Genomic DNA, 18113 nt, shown 5'->3' with positions numbered 1-18113 from the left:
GTCGTGGGGCACCTCGCGGCGGGCGCGGCGGCGGGCGGCCCGCGCCTCGGCCCGTACGGCGGCCCGCAGCCAGGGCGCGGGGTCGGGCGGCGGGCCGGACGCGCGGGTGCGCTCCAGCAGCCGCAGCCACACGCTCTGTTCGAGGTCGGCGGGGTCCAGGCCGGTGCCCGGCGCCTCGGCCGCGGCCTCGGCGGCGAGCAACGGGCCGAGCCGCAGGCGCAGTTCCTCCAGATGGTTCACGCCGGTGTGACGTGCCCGGACGCGCGGCCGGTTGCTCCGTTCGGGCCGTCTCACCCGGACGGACTATCGCCGGCCGGGAGGTTGACGCCCGGTCGGCGGTACGGCGGGGACGCCGCGGTCTCAGCCCGCCGCGCGCGCGCCGAGGAAGTCGGCCCGGGCGAGCAGCGCGGTGTCGGGGTTGTCGGAGAAGATGCCGTCGACGCCCTGCTCGAAGTACGTGCGGAAGGCGCCGAGGGCGTCCCCGTAGGCGGCCGGGTCGGTGCCGCGGCGGAAGTCGGCGGGCAGGAACGTGTTCTCGTTCCGCGCGGTGTACGGGTGCAGGACCAGCCCGGCCGCGTGCGCGTCGCGCACCAGCGTGGTCGGCGTGCCCAGCCGGCCCGCCGCGTCGCGCGGGATCACCAGCGACAGGTCCGGCCCCACGCCCTGGGCGAAGCCGGCGATCCAGGCCAGGCCGCGCGGCGTGACCAGGTCGGCGACGGTGCGCGGGTCGCCGGCGACCGTGAAGTCCCAGGGCCGGCCGGCGGCCGGCAGCAGGACCACCTTCGGACAGCCCACCAGCCCGCCCAGGCGCTGGATGCTGCTGGGCTCGAAGGACTGGAGGAAGACCGGAGAGCCGGCGCGGTGCCGGCCGTGCGCGCGCAGCAGGCCGGCCAGCCGCTCCTCCAGGCCCAGGCCCAGCCCGCGGAAGTACGTGGGGTGCTTGGTCTCCACGTGCAGCCACACCGGGCGCCCGCGCCGCCTGCCCTGCCGCTCGGCCCACACCAGCACCTCCTCGAAGGTGGGCACCTCCCAGCGGCCGTCGTAGAGCGTGTTGCGCTGCCGGGTGCCGGGGATGCGCTCCTTCGCGCGCAGGGTCTTCAGCTCGGCGAGCGTGAAGTCCTCGGTGAACCAGCCGGTCAGGGCGGTCCCGTCCACGGTCTTGGTGGTCTTGCGCGCGGCGAACTCCGGGTGCGCGGCGACGTCGGTGGTGGCCGTGATGTCGTTCTCGTGGCGGCACACCAGGTGCCCGTCCCTGGTGGGGACCAGGTCCTGCTCGACGACGTCGGCGCCGAGGTCCAGGGCGAGCTGGTAGGAGCCCAGGGTGTGCTCGGGTCGGTAGCCGGACGCGCCCCGGTGGCCGATCACCGCGGGCACCGGCAGCCCGTGGCCGCGGCCGGCCGGCTCGGCGGCGGCCGCCGCTCCGGTGCCGCCGAGCGCCGCCGCGCCGGTGCCGAGGGCCGCGGCCCCCAGGAGGGCTCGTCTGCCGGGGTGCCGGTCCCGCTCCCGCGTCATGGGCGCTCGCTCCTCGCTGTGCGGGCCGCGCCGGGCGACCCGCGTGGGTGAAGGGTCCTGGTCCGCCCGGCGTGTGACGTTTCGCATCTGTCGCATGGGTCACATCCACCGGAAGGATGGGCCGATCGTAGGCCCGGCCGGCTTGCGACCGGGAGACACCACGGAGAACGCGGCGGGAACGGGTGTCAACACCGCGTATCGAGTGGGTGAACCCGGTGTGCGAACGCGCCGAACTGGCGAGTATGGTCCTCGTCGTAAGGCACGCGTGCGCGGTCAGCTTCTGGGATGAACCGGCCGGGCGCCGGTGCCACAGCTGACCACCACGACCGGAGGGCTTCCTTGTTTTCCCGGTTTTCCCGCTTCGCGTTGCTGAAGGCTGTCCTCGGCCCGTTCATGCGGCTGATGTTCCGCCCGCAGGTCGAGGGCATCGAGCGCGTGCCGGGCTCCGGTCCGGTCATCCTCGCCGGGAACCACCTCACGTTCATGGACTCGATGTTCCTGCCGCTGGTGTGCGACCGGCAGGTGTTCTTCATCGGCAAGGACGAGTACGTGACGGGCAGGGGGCTGAAGGGCCGGCTGATGGCCTGGTTCTTCACGGGCGTCGGCATGATCCCGGTGGACCGGGACGGCGGCCGCGGCGGCGTGGCCGCGCTGATGACCGGCCGCCGGGTGCTGGAGGAGGGCAAGGTCTTCGGCATCTACCCGGAGGGCACCCGCTCCCCCGACGGCCGCCTGTACCGGGGCCGCACCGGCATCGCCCGGCTGGCGCTGATGACCGGCGCCCCGGTGGTGCCGTTCGCGATGATCGGCACCGACCGGATCCAGCCGGGCGGCAAGGGGCTGCCGCGGCCGGGCCGGGTGACCGTCCGCTTCGGCGAGCCGCTGCACTTCGAGCGGTACGAGGGCATGGACCGCGACCGGTACGTGCTGCGCGCGGTGACCGACGAGGTCATGAGCGAGGTCATGCGGCTGTCCGGCCAGGAGTACGTGGACATGTACGCCACCAAGGCGAAGGCCGCCTGACGGCCCGTACGCCCGCCGGCCTTGTCGGACCGGCACCGCCCGAAGCCCGGCGCGCCCCGCGCCGGGCTTCCGCGCGTCCGGGCCCCGGCTCCGGGCATCAGGTTCCCGGTGGTCCGGCCCGCCGGACGCGCGCGGGCGTGCCGCCGGGTGGCCGTCCCGCCCGCTGCGCCGCCGTACGGGCCGCCCCGTGTCGTATACCGGCCGGGCGGGCCCGTACGGCTTTTGCCGGGCCCTGGCGCACGCGCGGGCCGGCGGCTGCCTCGGCGGGCCGCCCCGAGGGCACACGCCGGTGGCCCCGGCCGTGGAACGGCAGGGGCCACCGGGCCGTACGGACGGCAGCGCGCGGCGCCGCGGCCGCCTCAGCGCTTTGCCTCGGCCCACTCCCGCTGGACGGCCAGGTCGGCCTTCACCTCGGCGAGCTGGGCGGCCACCGCGGACGGGGCGGTGCCGCCGCGGCCGTCGCGGGCGGCGAGCGCGCCGGGCACGCTCAGCACCTCGCGGACCTGGGGCGTCAGGTGCGGTGAGATCCCCGCGAACTGCTCGTCCGTCAGCCCGTCCAGCTCCACGCCGGTGCGCTCGCACTCCCTGACGCACTCCCCGGCCACCTCGTGCGCCACCCGGAACGGCACACCCCGCTTGACCAGCCACTCGGCCACGTCGGTGGCCAGCGAGAACCCGGCCGGGGCCAGCTCCTGAAGCCGCTCGCGGTGGACGGTGAGCGTGGCGACCATGCCGGTGAACGCCGGAAGCAGCACCTCAAGCTGGTCGCAGGAGTCGAAGACCGGCTCCTTGTCCTCCTGGAGGTCGCGGTTGTACGCCAGCGGGAGGGCCTTGAGCGTGGCCAGCAGCCCGGTGAGGTTGCCGATCAGGCGGCCGGACTTGCCGCGGGCCAGCTCGGCGATGTCCGGGTTCTTCTTCTGCGGCATGATCGACGAGCCGGTGGAGAAGGCGTCGTGGAGGGTGACGAAGGAGAACTCCTTCGTGTTCCAGATGATGATCTCCTCGGCGATCCGGGAGAGGTCGACGCCGGTCATGGCCGTGACGAAGGCGAACTCGGCGACGAAGTCGCGGGACGCCGTGCCGTCGATGGAGTTGGCCGCCGAGCCGCGCTCGAACCCGAGGTCCGCGGCGACCGCCCGCGGGTCCAGGCCCAGGGAGGAGCCGGCGAGCGCGCCCGAGCCGTACGGCGAGACGGCCGTGCGCTCGTCCCACTGCCGCAGCCGCTCCGCGTTCCGGGACAGGGCGTGCACGTGCGCCAGCAGGTGGTGCGCGAACAGCACGGGCTGCGCGTGCTGGAGGTGGGTGCGACCGGGCATGGCCACGTCCGGGTGGGCCTCGGCCAGGCCCACCAGCGCCTCCTGGAGGTCGGTGAGCAGGCCGCCGATCACCCGCGCGTGGTCGCGCAGGTACATCCGGAAGAGCGTGGCCACCTGGTCGTTGCGGGACCGGCCCGCGCGCAGCTTGCCGCCCAGCTCCGGGCCGACCCGCTCCAGCAGGCCGCGCTCCAGGGCAGTGTGCACGTCCTCGTCGGCGACGGTCCCGGTGAAGGAGCCGTCGGCCACGTCGCGCTCCAGCCGGTCCAGGCCGTCCAGCATGGCGCGCAGCTCGCCGTCGTCCAGCAGGCCGGCCGTGCGCAGCGCCCGCGCGTGCGCGCGGGAGCCGGCGATGTCGTACGGGGCGAGCCGCCAGTCGAAGTGCACGGAGGCGCTGAGCCGGGCCAGCGCCTCCGACGGCCCGTCCGCGAACCGCCCGCCCCACAGCCGCAGGCCCGCCTCCGGCTGTCCCTGGGGCTCGGTCGGGGAAGGGCTCACGAGGCCAGGTCCCGCTTCGCCGCGATCTTCGAGGACAGGCCGAAGATCTCGATGAAGCCCTTCGACAGCGACTGGTCGAAGGTGTCGCCCGTGTCGTACGTGGCGAGGCTGAAGTCGTACAGCGACTGCTCGGACCGGCGGCCGGTGACGACGGCGCGGCCGCCGTGCAGCGTCATCCGGATCTCGCCGGAGACGTGCTCGTTCGCCTCGGCGACGAAGCCGTCCAGGGCGCGCTTGAGCGGGGAGAACCACAGGCCGTCGTAGACCAGCTCGCTCCACCGCTGCTCGACCTGGCGCTTGTAGCGGGCCAGCTCGCGCTCGACNCAGCTCGCTCCACCGCTGCTCGACCTGGCGCTTGTAGCGGGCCAGCTCGCGCTCGACCGTGACGTTCTCCAGCTCCTGGTGGGCGGTGATCAGGGCAATGGCGCCGGGCGCCTCGTAGATCTCCCGGGACTTGATGCCCACCAGCCGGTCCTCGACGATGTCGATCCGGCCGACGCCCTGGGCGCCCGCCCGCTGGTTGAGCTGCTGGATGGCCTGGAGCGGGGTGACGGGCTGGCCGTCGATCGCCACGGGCACGCCCTTGGCGAAGGTGATGACCACCTCGTCGGCCTCGCGCGGGGCCGCCGGGTTGGAGGTGTACTCGTACACGTCCTCGATCGGCGCGTTCCAGATGTCCTCCAGGAAGCCGGTCTCCACGGCCCGCCCGAAGACGTTCTGGTCGATGGAGTACGGGGACTTCTTGGTGGTGGCGATCGGGAGGTTCTTCTGCTCGCAGAAGGCGATCGCCTTGTCGCGGGTCATGGCGTAGTCCCGGACGGGGGCGATGCACGTCAGGTCCGGGGCGAGCGAGGAGATCCCGGCCTCGAAGCGGACCTGGTCGTTGCCCTTGCCGGTGCAGCCGTGGGCGACGATCGACGCGCCGTGCTTGCGGGCGGCGGCCACCAGGTGCTTGACGATGAGCGGCCGGGACAGGGCGGAGACCAGCGGGTAGCGGTCCATGTAGAGCGCGTTCGCCCTGATCGCCGGCAGGCAGTACTCGTCGGCGAACTCGTCCTTGGCGTCCGCGACCTCCGCCTCCACCGCACCGCAGGCGAGCGCGCGCTTGCGGATGACGTCCAGGTCCTCACCGCCCTGGCCGACGTCCACGGCGACGGCGATGACCTCGGCGCCCGTCTCCTCGGCAATCCATCCGATGGCGACGGAGGTGTCCAGGCCGCCCGAGTAGGCGAGTACGACGCGCTCGGTCACGGGTCTCTCCTTATGGTGCGTTGCGCTCTTGAGCATAAGTATGCACTGCCCCGCATGCTTCGTCAACGAAGGTCCGGGGGCTGTCAGTGGCCGGGTCTACGATGCTCGTGAGCGAGGTCTTCGACGTCATTCGAGCGAGGAGGCGGACGGCATGAGCGTGCAGGACGACCTTTTGAGAGCGGCCGAACACGTCGCCGCGGAGATCGAGGGCTTCAAGGTCGAGGTCGTTGAGGATCGGATCGTCATGACGCCGCAGAGCCACATCCAGAGCTGGACGATTCTCGATGTCCAGGTTGCGGCCATGTCGGCCGGTGTGCGCAAGGAGCGTCTACTCTCCGACGTGCTCATCGACTTTCCGGGGGAGAGTCCGCGCGCGCCGGATGTCGCGATCGTCGAAGAGGGGGCCCGAGCTCCCTTCTCGCATGACGATCTCCTGGCTGCGGTCGAGATCGTCTCCAGCGAGAACGACTCCCACGACTACGTGCTCAAGCTGGGGCAGTACGCCCGGTTCGGCGTCCCCCTCTACCTGGTCGTGGACCCGTTCCGCGGCGAGTGCACCTTGTACGCCCGCCCGGCCGATGGGAAGTACGCCAAGCAGGAGACCTTCCGGTACGGCGAGACCATCACGCTGCGCCTTGCCGACGGAAGTGCCGTCGAGCTTCCCACGGCGGACTTCAGGCGCAAGGACTGACACCAGCGAGGGCCGGGGCGGCCCTCAGCGCTCCTTCTGGGCCAGTCGCAGCAGGTGGTCGGCCAGCGCCTGGCCGCCCGCCGGGTCGCGGCTGATCAGCAGGACCGTGTCGTCGCCCGCGATAGTGCCGATGATCTCGTGCACCTCGGCCGTGTCGATGGCCGACGCGAAGAACTGGGCGGCGCCCGGCGGGGTGCGCAGGACGACCAGGTTCGCCGACGCCTCCGCCGAGATCAGCAGCTCGCCCGCCAGCCGCGCCATGCGGGCCTCGCTGGCCGACTCGCCCAGCGGGGCGCGGGGCGTGCGGTCGCCGCCCTCGGCGGGCACGGCGTAGATCAGCTCGCCGCCGGTGTTGCGGATCTTCACCGCGCCCAGCTCGTCCAGGTCGCGGGAGAGCGTCGCCTGGGTGACGGTCAGGCCGTCGTCGGCGAGCAGCTTGGCGAGCTGGCTCTGGGAGCGGACCGGCTGCCGGTTGAGGATGTCCACGATCCGGCCGTGCCGGGCGGTGCGGGTCTGCGGCACCGCCTGTCCCCCGGCCGCCGCCGGCCCCTCGGGCACCCCCGGCTCGGCCTGGGGCGGGCCGTTCCGCCGCTGCCCGCCGTCCCGCTCGGTGTGCCGCGCCTGCCGCATGTCCCGCCCAGTCTCCGGATCGTTCAAGGCTCTTCCCGCAGCCTTCCCTGTGTGTCCGAGGGTCCGCGGGAAGACCCCGCCGCCCCCGGGGGCCGTCCCCCGGGGGCGCGCGTCATCCCCGTCCCGTACCAGTCTGCTCCCCGGCCGCGGCGGCCGCCGCGGACAGGACGCCCGGCAGCGCGGCCAGCAGCGCGTCCACCTCGCCGTCGCCGATCACCAGTGGCGGGGCGAGCCGGATCACGTCCGGCGCGACCGCGTTCACCAGGAATCCCGCCTCCTGGGCCGCCTGCTGCACCGCCTGCGCGGCGGGGCCGGTGAGCACGATACCCAGCAGCAGGCCCGCGCCGCGGACCCGGTCCACCAGCGGGTGCGCCAGCGCCTCGACGCCCTCCCGCAGCCGCTCCCCGGCCCGCTTGACGCGGTCCAGCAGGCCGTCGGCCTCGATCGTGTCCAGTACGGCGAGGGCGGCGGCGCAGGCCACCGGGTTGCCGCCGAAGGTCGAGCCGTGCTGGCCGGGGGTGAGCAGGCCGGCGGCCGGCCCGAAGGCGAGCACCGCGCCGATGGGCAGGCCCCCGCCGAGCCCCTTGGCGAGGGTGACGACGTCGGGTTCGACGCCCTGCGCCTGGTGCTCGAACCAGTGGCCGGTGCGGCCGATGCCGGTCTGGATCTCGTCCAGGACCAGCAGGGTGCCGGTGGCCCGGGTGATCTCCCGCGCGGCCCGCAGGTAGCCGGCCGGGGGGACCACGACGCCGTTCTCGCCCTGGACGGGCTCCAGCACCACCATCGCGGTGCCGGTGGTGACGGCCGCGCGCAGCGCCTCCGCGTCGCCGTACGGCACGTGCGTGACGTCCCCCGGCAGCGGCAGGAACGGCTGCTGCTTGGCGGGCTGGCCGGTGAGCGCGAGCGCGCCCATGGTGCGGCCGTGGAAGCCGCCGGCGGCCGACACCACGTGCCCGCGGCCGGTACGCCGACCGATCTTGAAGGCGGCCTCGACGGCCTCGGCGCCGGAGTTGCAGAAGTACACCGCGCCCGGCCGGCCGGCCAGGCCCAGCAGCCGCTCGGCGAGCGCCACCGGGGGCTCGGCGATGTACAGGTTGGACACGTGGCCGAGGGTGGCGATCTGGTCGGAGACGGCCCGTACGACGGCGGGGTGGGCGTGGCCGAGGGCGTTGACCGCGATGCCGCCGACGAAGTCCAGGTAGGCGCGGCCGTCGGCGTCCCACACCCGGGCGCCCTCGCCGCGCACCAGGGGCAGGCGGGGGGTGCCGTAGTTGTCCATCAGCGCGCCCTGCCAGCGCCGCGTCAGGACGGCGTTGTCCGGAGCGGCGTCGTCCGGGGCCGGGCCCGCGCCGGGACTGTTCGTGTCGTCGCTGCTCATGACTCCTCTTCCGTGGCGGGCTCGGCGTCCGGGACGACCATCGTGCCGATGCCCTCGTCCGTGAAGATCTCCAGCAGGATGGAGTGCGGCACCCGCCCGTCGATCACGCGCGCGGTGTTCACCCCGTTGCGCACGGCGTGCAGGCAGCCCTCCATCTTCGGCACCATGCCGCTGGCCAGCTCCGGCAGCAGGGCCTCCAGCTCCTTGGCGGTCAGCTGGCTGATCACCTCGTCGCTGTGCGGCCAGTCCGCGTACAGGCCCTCCACGTCGGTGAGGACCATCAGGGTCTCGGCGCCCAGCGCGGCGGCGAGCGCGGCCGCGGCGGTGTCGGCGTTGACGTTGTAGACACCGCCGAGGCCGGTCGCGCCGGTGCCCGCCCCGGTGTCCTCGGGGCCTGCGGGGCCTTCGGGGTCTGCGGGGTATTCGGCGTCTTCCGCGCGTGCGATGGACGACACCACCGGGATGCGGCCGTCGTCCAGCAGCGCCCGCACGGCGCCGGTGTCGATGGCGGTGATCTCGCCGACGCGTCCGAGGTCGACGCGCTCGCCCGCTATCTCGGCGTAGTGCTTGACGGCCGTCATGGTGCGCGCGTCCTCGCCGGTCAGGCCGACGGCCAGCGGGCCGTGCCGGTTGAGCAGGCCCACCAGTTCGCGCTGCACCTGCCCGGCGAGCACCATGCGCACGACGTCCATCGCCTCGGGGGTGGTCACCCGCAGGCCCGCCCGGAACTCCGAGGCGATGCCGAGCCGGTCGAGCTGCGCGTTGATCTGCGGGCCGCCGCCGTGTACGACGACCGGGCGCAGACCGGCGTGGTGCAGGAAGACCACGTCCTGGGCGAAGGCGGCCTTCAGTTCGTCGTCGACCATGGCGTTCCCGCCGAACTTGATCACCACGGTCTTGCCGCGGTGGCGGGTCAGCCAGGGCAGCGCCTCGATGAGGGTGCGGGCCTTGGGCAGGGCGGTGTGCCTGCGGGCGGTCGGCCGGGTCACGACGAGTACGCGCTGTTCTCGTGGACGTAGTCGGCGGTGAGGTCGTTGGTCCAGATGACCGCCGACTCCTGCCCCGCCGCCAGGTCGGCGGTGATGCGCACCTCGCGGTAGCGCATGTCGACCAGGTCCCGGTCCTCGCCGACCGCGCCGCCCCGGCACACCCACACGCCGTTGATGGCCACGTTCAGGGCGTCGGGGTCGAAGGCGGCCGAGGTGGTGCCGATCGCGGACAGCACCCGGCCCCAGTTGGGGTCCTCGCCGTGGATGGCGCACTTCAGCAGGTTGTTGCGGGCGATGGAGCGGCCCACCTCGACGGCGTCGTCCTCGGTGGCCGCGCCGGTCACCTCGATGCGGATGTCCTTGGAGGCGCCCTCGGCGTCGGCGACCAACTGGCGGGCGAGGTCGGCGCACACGGCGCGGACGGCCTCGGTGAAGGCGTCGTGCGCGGGGGCCGCGCCGGAGGCGCCCGAGGCGAGCAGCAGCACGGTGTCGTTGGTGGACATGCAGCCGTCGGAGTCGACGCGGTCGAAGGTGGTGCGCACGGCCTCGCGCAGCGCCTTGTCCAGCACCGGCGCCTCGACGTCGGCGTCGGTGGTGAGCACCACGAGCATGGTGGCCAGGCCCGGCGCGAGCATGCCGGCGCCCTTGGCCATGCCGCCGACGCTCCAGCCGTCCTCGCTGGTGACGGCGGCGGTCTTGTGCACGGAGTCGGTGGTCTTGATGGCGATGGCGGCCTTCTCGCCGCCGTGCGCGGACAGTTCGGCGGCGGCCTGCTCCACGCCCGGCAGCAGCCGGTCCATGGGCAGCCGCAGGCCGATCAGGCCGGTGGAGGCCACGGCCACCTCGGCGGCGCTGTGGCCCAGGACCTCGGCGGTCTTCTCGGCGGTGGCGTGGGTGTCCTGGAAGCCGGGCGCCCCGGTGCAGGCGTTGGCGCCGCCGGAGTTGAGGACGACGGCGCTGACCCGGCCGCCCCTGACGACCTGCTCGGACCACAGCACGGGCGCGGCCTTGACGCGGTTGGAGGTGAACACGCCCGCGGCGGCCAGCCGCGGGCCGTTGTTGACGACGAGCGCCAGGTCGGGCCCGCCGTTCTCCTTGATCCCCGCTGCGACGCCGGAGGCGGTGAAGCCCTTGGCTGCCGTAACACTCACGGTGCGACTCCGATCGTGGAAAGTCCCAGCTCCTCGGGGAGGCCGAGGGCGATGTTCATGCTCTGCACCGCGCCGCCCGCGGTGCCCTTGGTGAGGTTGTCGATGGCGCTGACGGCGATGATCCGGTCCGCCTCCGGATCGTGGGCGACCTGCACCAGCGCGGTGTTCGAGCCGTACACGGCGGCGGTGGCGGGCCACTGGCCGGGCGGCAGCAGGTGGGCGAAGGGCTCGCCCGCCAGCGCCTCCTCGTACGCCGCGCGCAGCTGCTCGGCGGTGGTGCCGGGCGCGGCCTTCGCGCTGCACGTGGCGAGGATGCCGCGGGCCATGGGGGCCAGGGTCGGGGTGAAGGAGACGGTGACGCGCCGGCCGGCCACGGCGGAGAGGTTCTGGACCATCTCCGGGGTGTGCCGGTGGCCGCCGCCCACGCCGTACGGGCTCATGGAGCCCATGACCTCGCTGCCCAGCAGGTGCGCCTTGGGCGCCTTGCCCGCGCCGGAGGTGCCGGAGGCGGCGACGACCACCGCCTCGGGCCCGGCGAGTCCCGCCGCGTACGCCGGGAAGAGCGCGAGGGAGACGGCCGTGGGGTAGCAGCCGGGCACCGCGACCCGCCGGGTGCCCTTCAGCGCGTCGCGGGCACCGGGCAGCTCGGGCAGGCCGTACGGCCAGGTCCCCGCGTGGGGCGAGCCGTAGAACCGCTCCCAGTCCCCGGCGTCCCGCAGCCGGAAGTCCGCGCCGCAGTCGACCACGAGCGCGGCGTCGCCCAGCTGCTCGGCCACGGCCGCGGACCGCCCGTGCGGCAGGGCGAGGAAGACGACGTCGTGCCCGGCGAGCGCGCCGGGCGTGGTCGGCTCCAGCACCCGGTCGGCGAGCGGGCGCAGGTGCGGCTGGAGGGCGCCCAGGCGCTCGCCGGCGCTCGCGTTGCCCGTCAGGACGCCGATCTCCACCTCGGGGTGGGCCAGCAGCAGGCGCAGCAGTTCCCCGCCCGCGTAGCCGCTCGCTCCCGCCACCGCTGCCCGTACGGTCATGAAAGCCCTCCTCATCGACGGCATGACTATACGTAACCACGCAGCTTTATGCAATGAGTCCGGCTGGATGCCCCGCTCCCATCGACATACATCCGGGATGTATGTTTTCTGGAGCGGTGCCGGTCCCCGGCAGTCCCCCCACCAGGAGGTCGTCCCATGGCGCGCAGCGCAGCGCTCGGAACCCCGCACACCGTCCGCCTGCCGGCCGGCCCGGTCGCCTACCGGGAGCGCGGCGAGGGGCCGCCGGTGGTGTTCGCGCACGGGCTGCTGGTCAACGCCGACCTGTGGCGGAAGGTCGTGCCGGCCGTGGCCGAGGCCGGGTACCGCTGCCTGGCCCCGGACTGGCCGCTGGGCTCGCACGAGCACCCCATGGACCCCCGCGCCGACCTCAGCCCGCCCGGGCTCGCCGCGCTGATCGCGGACTTCCTCGCCGCGCTGGACCTCACCGACGTCACCCTGGTGGCCAACGACACCGGCGGCGGGATCACCCAGGTGCTCATGGCCCGCCACCCCGAGCGGATCGGCCGGGTGGTGCTGGCCACCTGCGACAGCCTGGAGCGGTTCTTCCCGCCGGTGTTCTCCTTCCTGCCGCCGGCCGCCCGGCTGCCCGGCTCGGCCTGGCTGCTGGCCCAGGCCCTGCGGCCGCGCGCCGCGCACCGGCTGCCGTTCGCCTACGGGTGGGTGGCCAAGCGGCCGCTGCCCCCGGACGTCATGGACTCCTACCTGCTGCCCGCCCGCCGCAGCCCCGGCGTCCGCCGCGACCTGCGCCGCTTCCTGCGCGGCGTGCACCGCCGGCACACCCTGGCCGCGGCCGAGACCTTCGGCTCCTTCCACCGCCCGGTGCTGCTGGCGTGGGCCGTGGAGGACCGGCTCTTCCCCATCTCGCTCGCCCACCGGCTCGCCGCCCTGCTCCCCGACGCCCGGCTGGCACCGGTCTCCGACTCCTACACCTTCGTGCCCGAGGACCAGCCCGACCGGCTCGCCGACCTCGTCGTGGACTTCCTCCGCGCCACGGCCGGGCAGCCGCGGTGACCGGGCGGCGGCGCCAGGTGGACCGCACCCGCGCCACCCGGCAGGCGCTGGTCGCCGCGGCGCGGCCGCTGTTCGCCGACCGCGGGTACGCGGCCGTGCCGACCGAGGAGATCGTCGCCGCGGCCGGGCTGACCCGGGGCGCGCTGCGGCACCACTTCGGCGACAAGAGCGGGCTGTTCCAGACGGTGTTCGAGCAGGTGGAGAGCGAGGTCAACGACCGGGTCACCGCCGCCCTGGCCGGCGCGGACGACGCGTGGACCGCCGCTGTCGCGGCCCTGGCCGCCTTCCTGGACGCCTGCGAGGACCCGGAGGTGGTCCGCATCGCCCTCACCGACGCCCCGGCCGTGCTGGGCTGGGAGACCTGGCGCGCCATCGAGGCCCGGTACGGGCTCGGCCTGGTGACCGCCGGGCTCGACCAGGCCATGGCCGAGGGCGTGATCGTACGGCAGCCCGTCACGGTCCTGGCGCACCTGGTCCTCGGGGCCGCGATCGAGGCCGCCCTGCTCGTCGGCCGGGTCCCGGAGCCCGGGCGCGCCGCCGCCCGGGCCGAGGCCGAGCAGACCCTCCTCGCCCTGCTCGGCGGCCTGCGCACCGCGCGGGAGTGACCGGCCGGGGCCCGGCCGGCGCGGAAAACCGGTGGCCCGGGGCTCCGGGCGGCGCCGATACTCGGCCGCATGCTGCGCTTCTCCGACTTCGACACCCGCGGCTACCGCACGGTGGACGTCACGACCGGATACGGCGAGTGGGTCGACACCTACGAGCAGACCGTCGAGGACGTGATGGACCTCGCCCTCCTCGACCGGCTCGCCGAGCCGCGCTGGCCGACCGTGCGCCGCGCCGCCGACCTCGGCTGCGGCACCGGGCGCACCGGCGCCTGGCTGCGCCGGGCCGGGGTCGCCGCGGTCGACGGCGTGGACCTCACCCCGCAGATGCTGGCGGTGGCCCGCTCCCGGGGCGTGCACGACCGGCTGGTGGAGGCCGACGTGCGCGACACCGGCCTTGAGGCGGGCGGCTACGACCTGGTCATCGCCTCGCTCATCGACGAGCACCTGCCCGACCTGCACCCCTTCTACGCCGAGGCCTGGCGCCTGGGCGCGCCGGGCGCGGCGTGCGTGGTGGTCGCCTTCCACCCGCACTTCATCATGGCCACCGGCATGCCGACCCACTACACCAGCGGCTCGGGCGAGCCGGTCGCCATCACCACGCACGTGCACCTGATCGGCGACCACGTCACGGCGGGGCTGGCCGCGGGCTGGCGGCTGGCCGAGATGCGCGAGGGCGTCGTGGACGAGCGGTGGCTGGCGGTGAAGCCCAAGTGGGGGCGGTTCCGGCACCACCCGGTGTCGGCCGCCCTGGTGTGGCGCAAGGACGGCTGAGCGCGCGGCGCACCCGGCGGCCACGGCTCCCGGCCCGTACGCCCGCGCCGCCCGCGCCGTGGCGTAGGGCTCCCGGCGGGTACGTACCGGCTCCCGCGCGCGTACGTTCCGCGGCTCCTCAGAGGCCGAGGACGTCCGCGAAGGCCGTCCGCAGGCGGCGCACCCCCTCGGCGAGCTCCGCCGCGCCCGCCGCCGAGGCGAAGCACAGCCGCAGGTGCGGCGCGGTCGGCTCGGCGGGGAAGTACGGGCGGCCGGGCGCCACGGCGACCCCGGCCCGCAGGGCCGCGGCGGCCAGGGCCACGTCGTCCGCGCCGTCCGGGCAGCGCAGCCACAGGTGGTAGCCGCCGAGCGGGACGTGCGGCACGCGCGCGGCCGGCTCGGGCAGCTCCCGGCGCAGCGCGGCCAGCAGGGCCTCGCGGCGGGCCCGCAGGCCGGCGGCGACCGCGCGCAGGTGCCGGGGCCAGGCGGGCGAGCCGACGAGTTCGACGGTGGCCTCCTGGAGCGGGCGGGGCACGAAGAAGCTGTCGACGATCTGGATGGCGCGCAGCCGCTCCAGCGCCGGGCCGCGCGCGGCGAGCGCCGCCACCCGCAGGCTGGGCGAGGCGATCTTGGTGAGCGAGGAGACGTGCACGACCACGCCGTCGGGGTCCTGCGCGGCGAGCGTGGCGGGCGGCGGGCCGGCGTCCTCGTGGACGAGGCGGCGCGCGAAGTCGTCCTCCACCACGAACGCGCCGGCCTCCCGCGCGGCGCGCAGCACCTCGGCGCGCCGCTCGGCCGCAAGCACCGCGCCGGTGGGGTTGTGGAACAGCGGCTGGCACACCAGCACCCGCGCGCCGCTGGCCCGGAAGGCGGGTCCGAGCAGGTCGGTGCGCACGCCGTCGCGGTCCAGGGGCACGGGCACCGGGCGCTGGCCGGAGGCGCGGGCGGCGGCCAGCACGCCGGGGTAGGCGGGCGACTCCACCAGCACGGGCGCGCCGGGCGGGGCGAGCCCGCGCAGGGCCGTGGTCAGGGCGGACTGCCCGCCCGCGGTGATCAGCACGTCCGCGGGCGACACGGCCCCGCCCGGGCCGCCGATCTCCCGCGCGAACCAGGCGCGCAGCTCCGGCAGCCCCTCGGCCGGCGGGCGGCCCCAGGCGCCGGGCCGCCGCCCGGCGCGGGCCAGGGCTGCGGCCAGCGCGCGCTCGGGCCGGGCGGTGGGGTGGAGGTAGCCGCCGCTCAGCTCGATGACGCCGGGCGGCGGGGCGGCGAGCGTCGCCAGCACGCCCGAGGCGTCCACGGACCGCGGCACCGCGTCCCCGGCCGTCTCGGCGCTGAGCGCGACCTCCTGCCAGGAGGTGTCGCCCGGGCCCGCCGGGGCGGTCCGGGCGGGAGCGGCGCGGTAGGCGCCGGCGCCGGGCCGGGTGACGACCAGGCCCTCGGCGGCGAGCGCGGCCAGGGCGCGGGAGACGGTCACCGGGCTTACCCGGTACCGCTCGACCAGCGCACGACTGGATGGCAGCTTCTCACCTGGCGAGTAGCGGTCCAGCTCGCCGCGCAGCCTTCCGGCCAGTTCGACCACACTGCTACGCTCGTACATGAGAGCCAAAGATAGCGCTATCGCTCGGATGCCGGTAGCGGTGAGCGGCGCCGGCCCGGCCGCGGCGCGCGGCGGCACCGCCCTGGCCGCGCTGGGCGTGGCCGCCTTCTCCCTCACCTTCCCCGCCACCGCCTGGGCCCTGGAGGGCCTGGGCCCGTGGTCCGTGGTCGCCTGCCGGGTGGTGCTGGCCGCGCTGGTCGGCGGCTGCTGCCTGGCCGTCCGGCGGGTGCCGCCGCCCGCCCGCCGCCACTGGCCCGGCGTGCTGGTCGTCGCGGCCGGGGTGGTGGTGGGCTTCCCGCTGCTGACCACGCTGGCCCTGCGCACCGCGAGCACCGCGCACGCGGCCGTGGTCGTCGGCCTGCTGCCGCTGGCCACGGCCGCCTGCGCGAGCCTGCGGACCGGGGCGCGGCCCTCGCGGCTGTTCTGGGCGGCGGCCCTGACCGGGGCGGCCGTGGTCGCGGGCTTCACCGTCGCCGGTGGCGGCGGCGCGCCGGCCTCCGGCGACTGGTACCTGTTCGGCGCGCTGCTGGTGTGCGCGGCGGGCTACACCGAGGGCGGCAGGCTGGCCCGCGAGCTGCCCGGCTGGCAGGTCAGCGCCTGGTCGCTGGTGGCGGCGCTGCCGCTGGCCGTACCGGGCGCGGCGGTCGCCCTGCTCGCCGAACCGGTCCACGCGGGCGGGCGGGCCGTCGCCGGGGTGCTGTGGCTGGCCCTGGGCTCGCAGCTGCTGGGCCTGTGGGTGTGGTACCGCGGCCTGGCCGCGGCGGGCGTGGCCCGGGCCAGCCAGCTCCAGCTCGCCCAGCCGCTGCTGACCCTGGTGTGGTCGGTGGCCCTGCTGGGCGAGCACCTGTCCCCCGCCGCGCCGGCGGCCGCGCTGGCGGTACTGGCGTGCATCGCCGTGACGCAGCGGGCGCGCGCCGGGGAGGGCCGCCCTAGACTTGGCGCCGAGGGCGACCAACCCCTCAACACCCTGACGGGGAACGACCGGGAACCGGACAGGAGGTCATGGCCGATGCACGCGACCAAAGGCGACCGGCTGCTCGTACACGGCAGGACCGTGGGGCAGCGCGACCGTACGGCCGAGGTGATCGAGGTCCTGGGCGAGCAGGGCGAGCCGCCCTACCGCGTCCGCTTCGAGGACGGGCACCAGTGTCTGATGTCCCCGGGCCCGGACACGGTGGTGCGCCACCTCTCCGAGGCCGAGAAGCAGCAGTAGCAGGCACCCGGGCGGCGGCCCGCTGAGGCTCAGCGCGGCGGCCGCACCCGGGTCGGGTAGTGGTCGGCGACCACGCGCGCCATGGCTCCGGTGCGGTCGGCGGCCACCTCCCGGGCCGCGAAGTACACGTTGCCCCGCACCTGCGGGTAGCGGTGGCCGAGGGCGACGTGCCGGGACAGCTCGGCCGGATTCCGCCACGGGGCGGGCTGCGCCGCGTCTCCCGCCTTGTACAGCGCCTCGCCCACGTACAGCCGCACGCCCGTGCCGCGCACGGTCCGCGCCCACCAGGGCACCAGCGTGGCGTAGTCGGCGACGGAGAAGCCGATGTGCCAGTAGACCTGCGGCACGATGTAGTCGATCCAGCCCTTGCGCACCCACGTGCGGGTGTCGGCGTACAGGTCGTCGTAGGTCTGCACCCCGGCGCGGGTGTCGGAGCCGCGCGGGTCGGTGGACCGGTTGCGCCACACGCCGAACGGGCTCACGCCCAACTGGACGCCCTTGCGCAGCCGGGCCAGGCGGTGGGCGGTCTCGCGCACCAGCCGGTCGGTGTTGTGCCGGCGCCACGCGGCCCGGCTGGGGAAGTCCGCGCCGTACCGGGCGTAGGCCGCCGCGTCGTCGAAGACCTGGCCGGCGACCGGGTAGGGGTAGAAGTAGTCGTCCCAGTGGACGGCGTCGACGGGGTAGCGGCGGACCGCGTCCAGCATCGCGTCCTGCACGAAGCGCCGGACCTCCGGCAGCCCGGGGTTGTAGTACAGCTTCCCGCCGTACGGCACCACCCAGCCGGGGTGGCGGCGGGCGGGGTGGCGGGCGCTGAGCCGCCCGGGGTCGGCGTGGTTGGCGATCCGGTACGGATTGAACCAGGCGTGCAGCTCCAGGCCGCGCTTGTGCGCCTCGCGGACCGCCGTGCCCAGCGGGTCCCAGCCCGGGTCCCGGCCCTGCGTGCCCGTCAGGCACTCGGCCCACGGCTCGTACGGGGACGGCCACAGCGCGTCGGCGGTGGGCCGGACCTGGAAGATCACCGCGTTCAGCCGCCGGTCGACGGCCGCGTCGAGCAGGTCGAGCAACTCGGCCCGCTGCCGCGCGGCCGGCAGGCCGGGCCGGGAGGGCCAGTCGCGGTTCGCCACGGTGGCCAGCCACATGCCCCGCAGCTCCCGGCGCCGGTGCCGGGCCCCGCCGGGCCGGCCATCGGCCTCGTACGCCGCGGCCTGCGCCTCCGGGGCCGGTGAGACCGCCGCCAGGGCCGCTCCCGCCGCTCCCGCCGCCAGCGTCCTGCGCGTGACCTGACCCATGTGCGCTCCTCGACGTCGCCGGAACCGTACGGGCGTTCCCGTGCCGATCATGGGGGTCGGCGCCGGAACCCGCAATCCCCCGCGCGGGCCGCCCGGCCGCGCGTCACCCGGGCGGGTGACGCGCGGCCGGCCTTCCCCGCCGCCGCCGTCCCGCGGGCCGCCCGTT

Annotated in this window: 15 protein-coding genes and 3 pseudogenes; 7 read left to right on the top strand and 11 right to left on the bottom strand. The window is 75.3% G+C overall.

What is annotated here, in order from left to right:
- Nucleotides 1-240: pseudogene (locus tag RKE29_RS17650) on the bottom strand (sigma-70 family RNA polymerase sigma factor); the annotation flags it as partial.
- Nucleotides 241-360: 120 nt separating this feature from the next.
- Nucleotides 361-1512 (bottom strand): glycerophosphodiester phosphodiesterase, encoded by a 1152-nt coding sequence (locus tag RKE29_RS17645; protein ID WP_312006376.1) that lies wholly within the window; start codon nt 1510-1512, stop codon nt 361-363.
- A 393-nt stretch (nt 1513-1905) separates the two neighbouring features.
- Between RKE29_RS17645 and RKE29_RS17640 the strand changes: the two genes are divergently transcribed.
- Complete coding sequence (locus tag RKE29_RS17640; protein ID WP_312006380.1) at nt 1906-2535, top strand: lysophospholipid acyltransferase family protein; 630 nt, start codon at nt 1906-1908, stop codon at nt 2533-2535.
- Nucleotides 2536-2894: 359 nt separating this feature from the next.
- On the opposite strand, the gene argH is transcribed toward RKE29_RS17640, so the two are convergent.
- Both argH and RKE29_RS17630 read right to left on the bottom strand, forming a co-directional pair.
- On the bottom strand, nt 2895-4301 hold the full coding sequence (argH, locus tag RKE29_RS17635; RefSeq protein ID WP_312006379.1) for an argininosuccinate lyase: 1407 nt from the start codon (nt 4299-4301) through the stop codon (nt 2895-2897).
- A 41-nt stretch (nt 4302-4342) separates the two neighbouring features.
- Nucleotides 4343-5597, bottom strand: a pseudogene (locus RKE29_RS17630) (argininosuccinate synthase).
- A gap of 151 nt (nt 5598-5748) precedes the next feature.
- On the opposite strand from RKE29_RS17630, the gene RKE29_RS17625 reads away from it, so the two are divergent.
- Nucleotides 5749-6288: a Uma2 family endonuclease gene (locus RKE29_RS17625; RefSeq protein ID WP_312006375.1), complete on the top strand. Its 540-nt coding sequence runs from the start codon at nt 5749-5751 to the stop codon at nt 6286-6288.
- 24 nt (nt 6289-6312) lie between these two features.
- Here the strand turns inward: RKE29_RS17625 and RKE29_RS17620 are convergent, their stop codons facing one another.
- The 5 genes from RKE29_RS17620 to argC form a co-directional block, all read right to left on the bottom strand.
- On the bottom strand, nt 6313-6918 hold the full coding sequence (locus RKE29_RS17620) for an arginine repressor (RefSeq protein WP_312006378.1): 606 nt from the start codon (nt 6916-6918) through the stop codon (nt 6313-6315).
- 112 nt (nt 6919-7030) lie between these two features.
- Entirely contained in the window at nt 7031-8296 is a 1266-nt protein-coding gene (locus RKE29_RS17615; RefSeq protein WP_312006374.1) for an acetylornithine transaminase, read from the bottom strand.
- Nucleotides 8293-9285 (bottom strand): acetylglutamate kinase, encoded by a 993-nt coding sequence (argB, locus tag RKE29_RS17610; protein ID WP_312006373.1) that lies wholly within the window; start codon nt 9283-9285, stop codon nt 8293-8295. The genes RKE29_RS17615 and argB overlap by 4 nt, the downstream gene beginning before the upstream one ends.
- Nucleotides 9282-10436: a bifunctional glutamate N-acetyltransferase/amino-acid acetyltransferase ArgJ gene (gene argJ, locus RKE29_RS17605; protein ID WP_312006372.1), complete on the bottom strand. Its 1155-nt coding sequence runs from the start codon at nt 10434-10436 to the stop codon at nt 9282-9284. The genes argB and argJ overlap by 4 nt, the downstream gene beginning before the upstream one ends.
- Complete coding sequence (gene argC / locus RKE29_RS17600) at nt 10433-11461, bottom strand: N-acetyl-gamma-glutamyl-phosphate reductase (RefSeq protein ID WP_312006371.1); 1029 nt, start codon at nt 11459-11461, stop codon at nt 10433-10435. The genes argJ and argC overlap by 4 nt, the downstream gene beginning before the upstream one ends.
- Nucleotides 11462-11617: 156 nt before the next feature.
- Here argC and RKE29_RS17595 point away from each other — a divergent pair, with 156 nt between their 5' ends.
- The 3 genes from RKE29_RS17595 (at nt 11618) to RKE29_RS17585 (ending at nt 13869) form a co-directional block, all read left to right on the top strand.
- Nucleotides 11618-12493, top strand: a complete 876-nt coding sequence (locus tag RKE29_RS17595) for an alpha/beta fold hydrolase (protein WP_312006370.1) — start codon at nt 11618-11620, stop codon at nt 12491-12493.
- Nucleotides 12494-12510: 17 nt separating this feature from the next.
- On the top strand, nt 12511-13098 hold the full coding sequence (locus RKE29_RS17590) for a TetR/AcrR family transcriptional regulator (protein ID WP_312006369.1): 588 nt from the start codon (nt 12511-12513) through the stop codon (nt 13096-13098).
- Between the two features lie 69 nt (nt 13099-13167).
- The gene (locus RKE29_RS17585) at nt 13168-13869 is read left to right on the top strand and encodes a class I SAM-dependent methyltransferase (RefSeq protein WP_312006368.1); all 702 of its coding nucleotides are present in this window, start codon (nt 13168-13170) and stop codon (nt 13867-13869) included.
- Nucleotides 13870-13987: 118 nt separating this feature from the next.
- On the opposite strand, the gene RKE29_RS17580 is transcribed toward RKE29_RS17585, so the two are convergent.
- A complete protein-coding gene (locus tag RKE29_RS17580) occupies nt 13988-15445 on the bottom strand; it encodes a PLP-dependent aminotransferase family protein (protein WP_312006367.1) in 1458 nt (485 codons plus the stop codon).
- On the opposite strand from RKE29_RS17580, the pseudogene RKE29_RS17575 reads away from it, so the two are divergent.
- Nucleotides 15444-16358, top strand: a pseudogene (locus RKE29_RS17575) (DMT family transporter); the annotation flags it as partial. The gene RKE29_RS17580 and the pseudogene RKE29_RS17575 sit on opposite strands and share 2 nt — an antisense overlap.
- 96 nt (nt 16359-16454) lie before the next feature.
- Nucleotides 16455-16658: a DUF1918 domain-containing protein gene (locus RKE29_RS17570; protein WP_312006377.1), complete on the top strand. Its 204-nt coding sequence runs from the start codon at nt 16455-16457 to the stop codon at nt 16656-16658.
- A gap of 29 nt (nt 16659-16687) precedes the next feature.
- On the opposite strand, the gene RKE29_RS17565 is transcribed toward RKE29_RS17570, so the two are convergent.
- Nucleotides 16688-17947, bottom strand: coding sequence for a family 10 glycosylhydrolase (locus RKE29_RS17565; RefSeq protein ID WP_312006366.1), 1260 nt, complete (start codon nt 17945-17947; stop codon nt 16688-16690).
- Between the last annotated feature and the right edge of the window lie 166 nt (nt 17948-18113).

It is taken from the genome of Streptomyces sp. B1866 (assembly GCF_031932565.1).
Taxonomy (GTDB): domain Bacteria; phylum Actinomycetota; class Actinomycetes; order Streptomycetales; family Streptomycetaceae; genus Streptomyces.
Note: the sequence above shows the minus strand (reverse complement) of the source record. Positions and strands in the feature narration are given on the sequence as shown.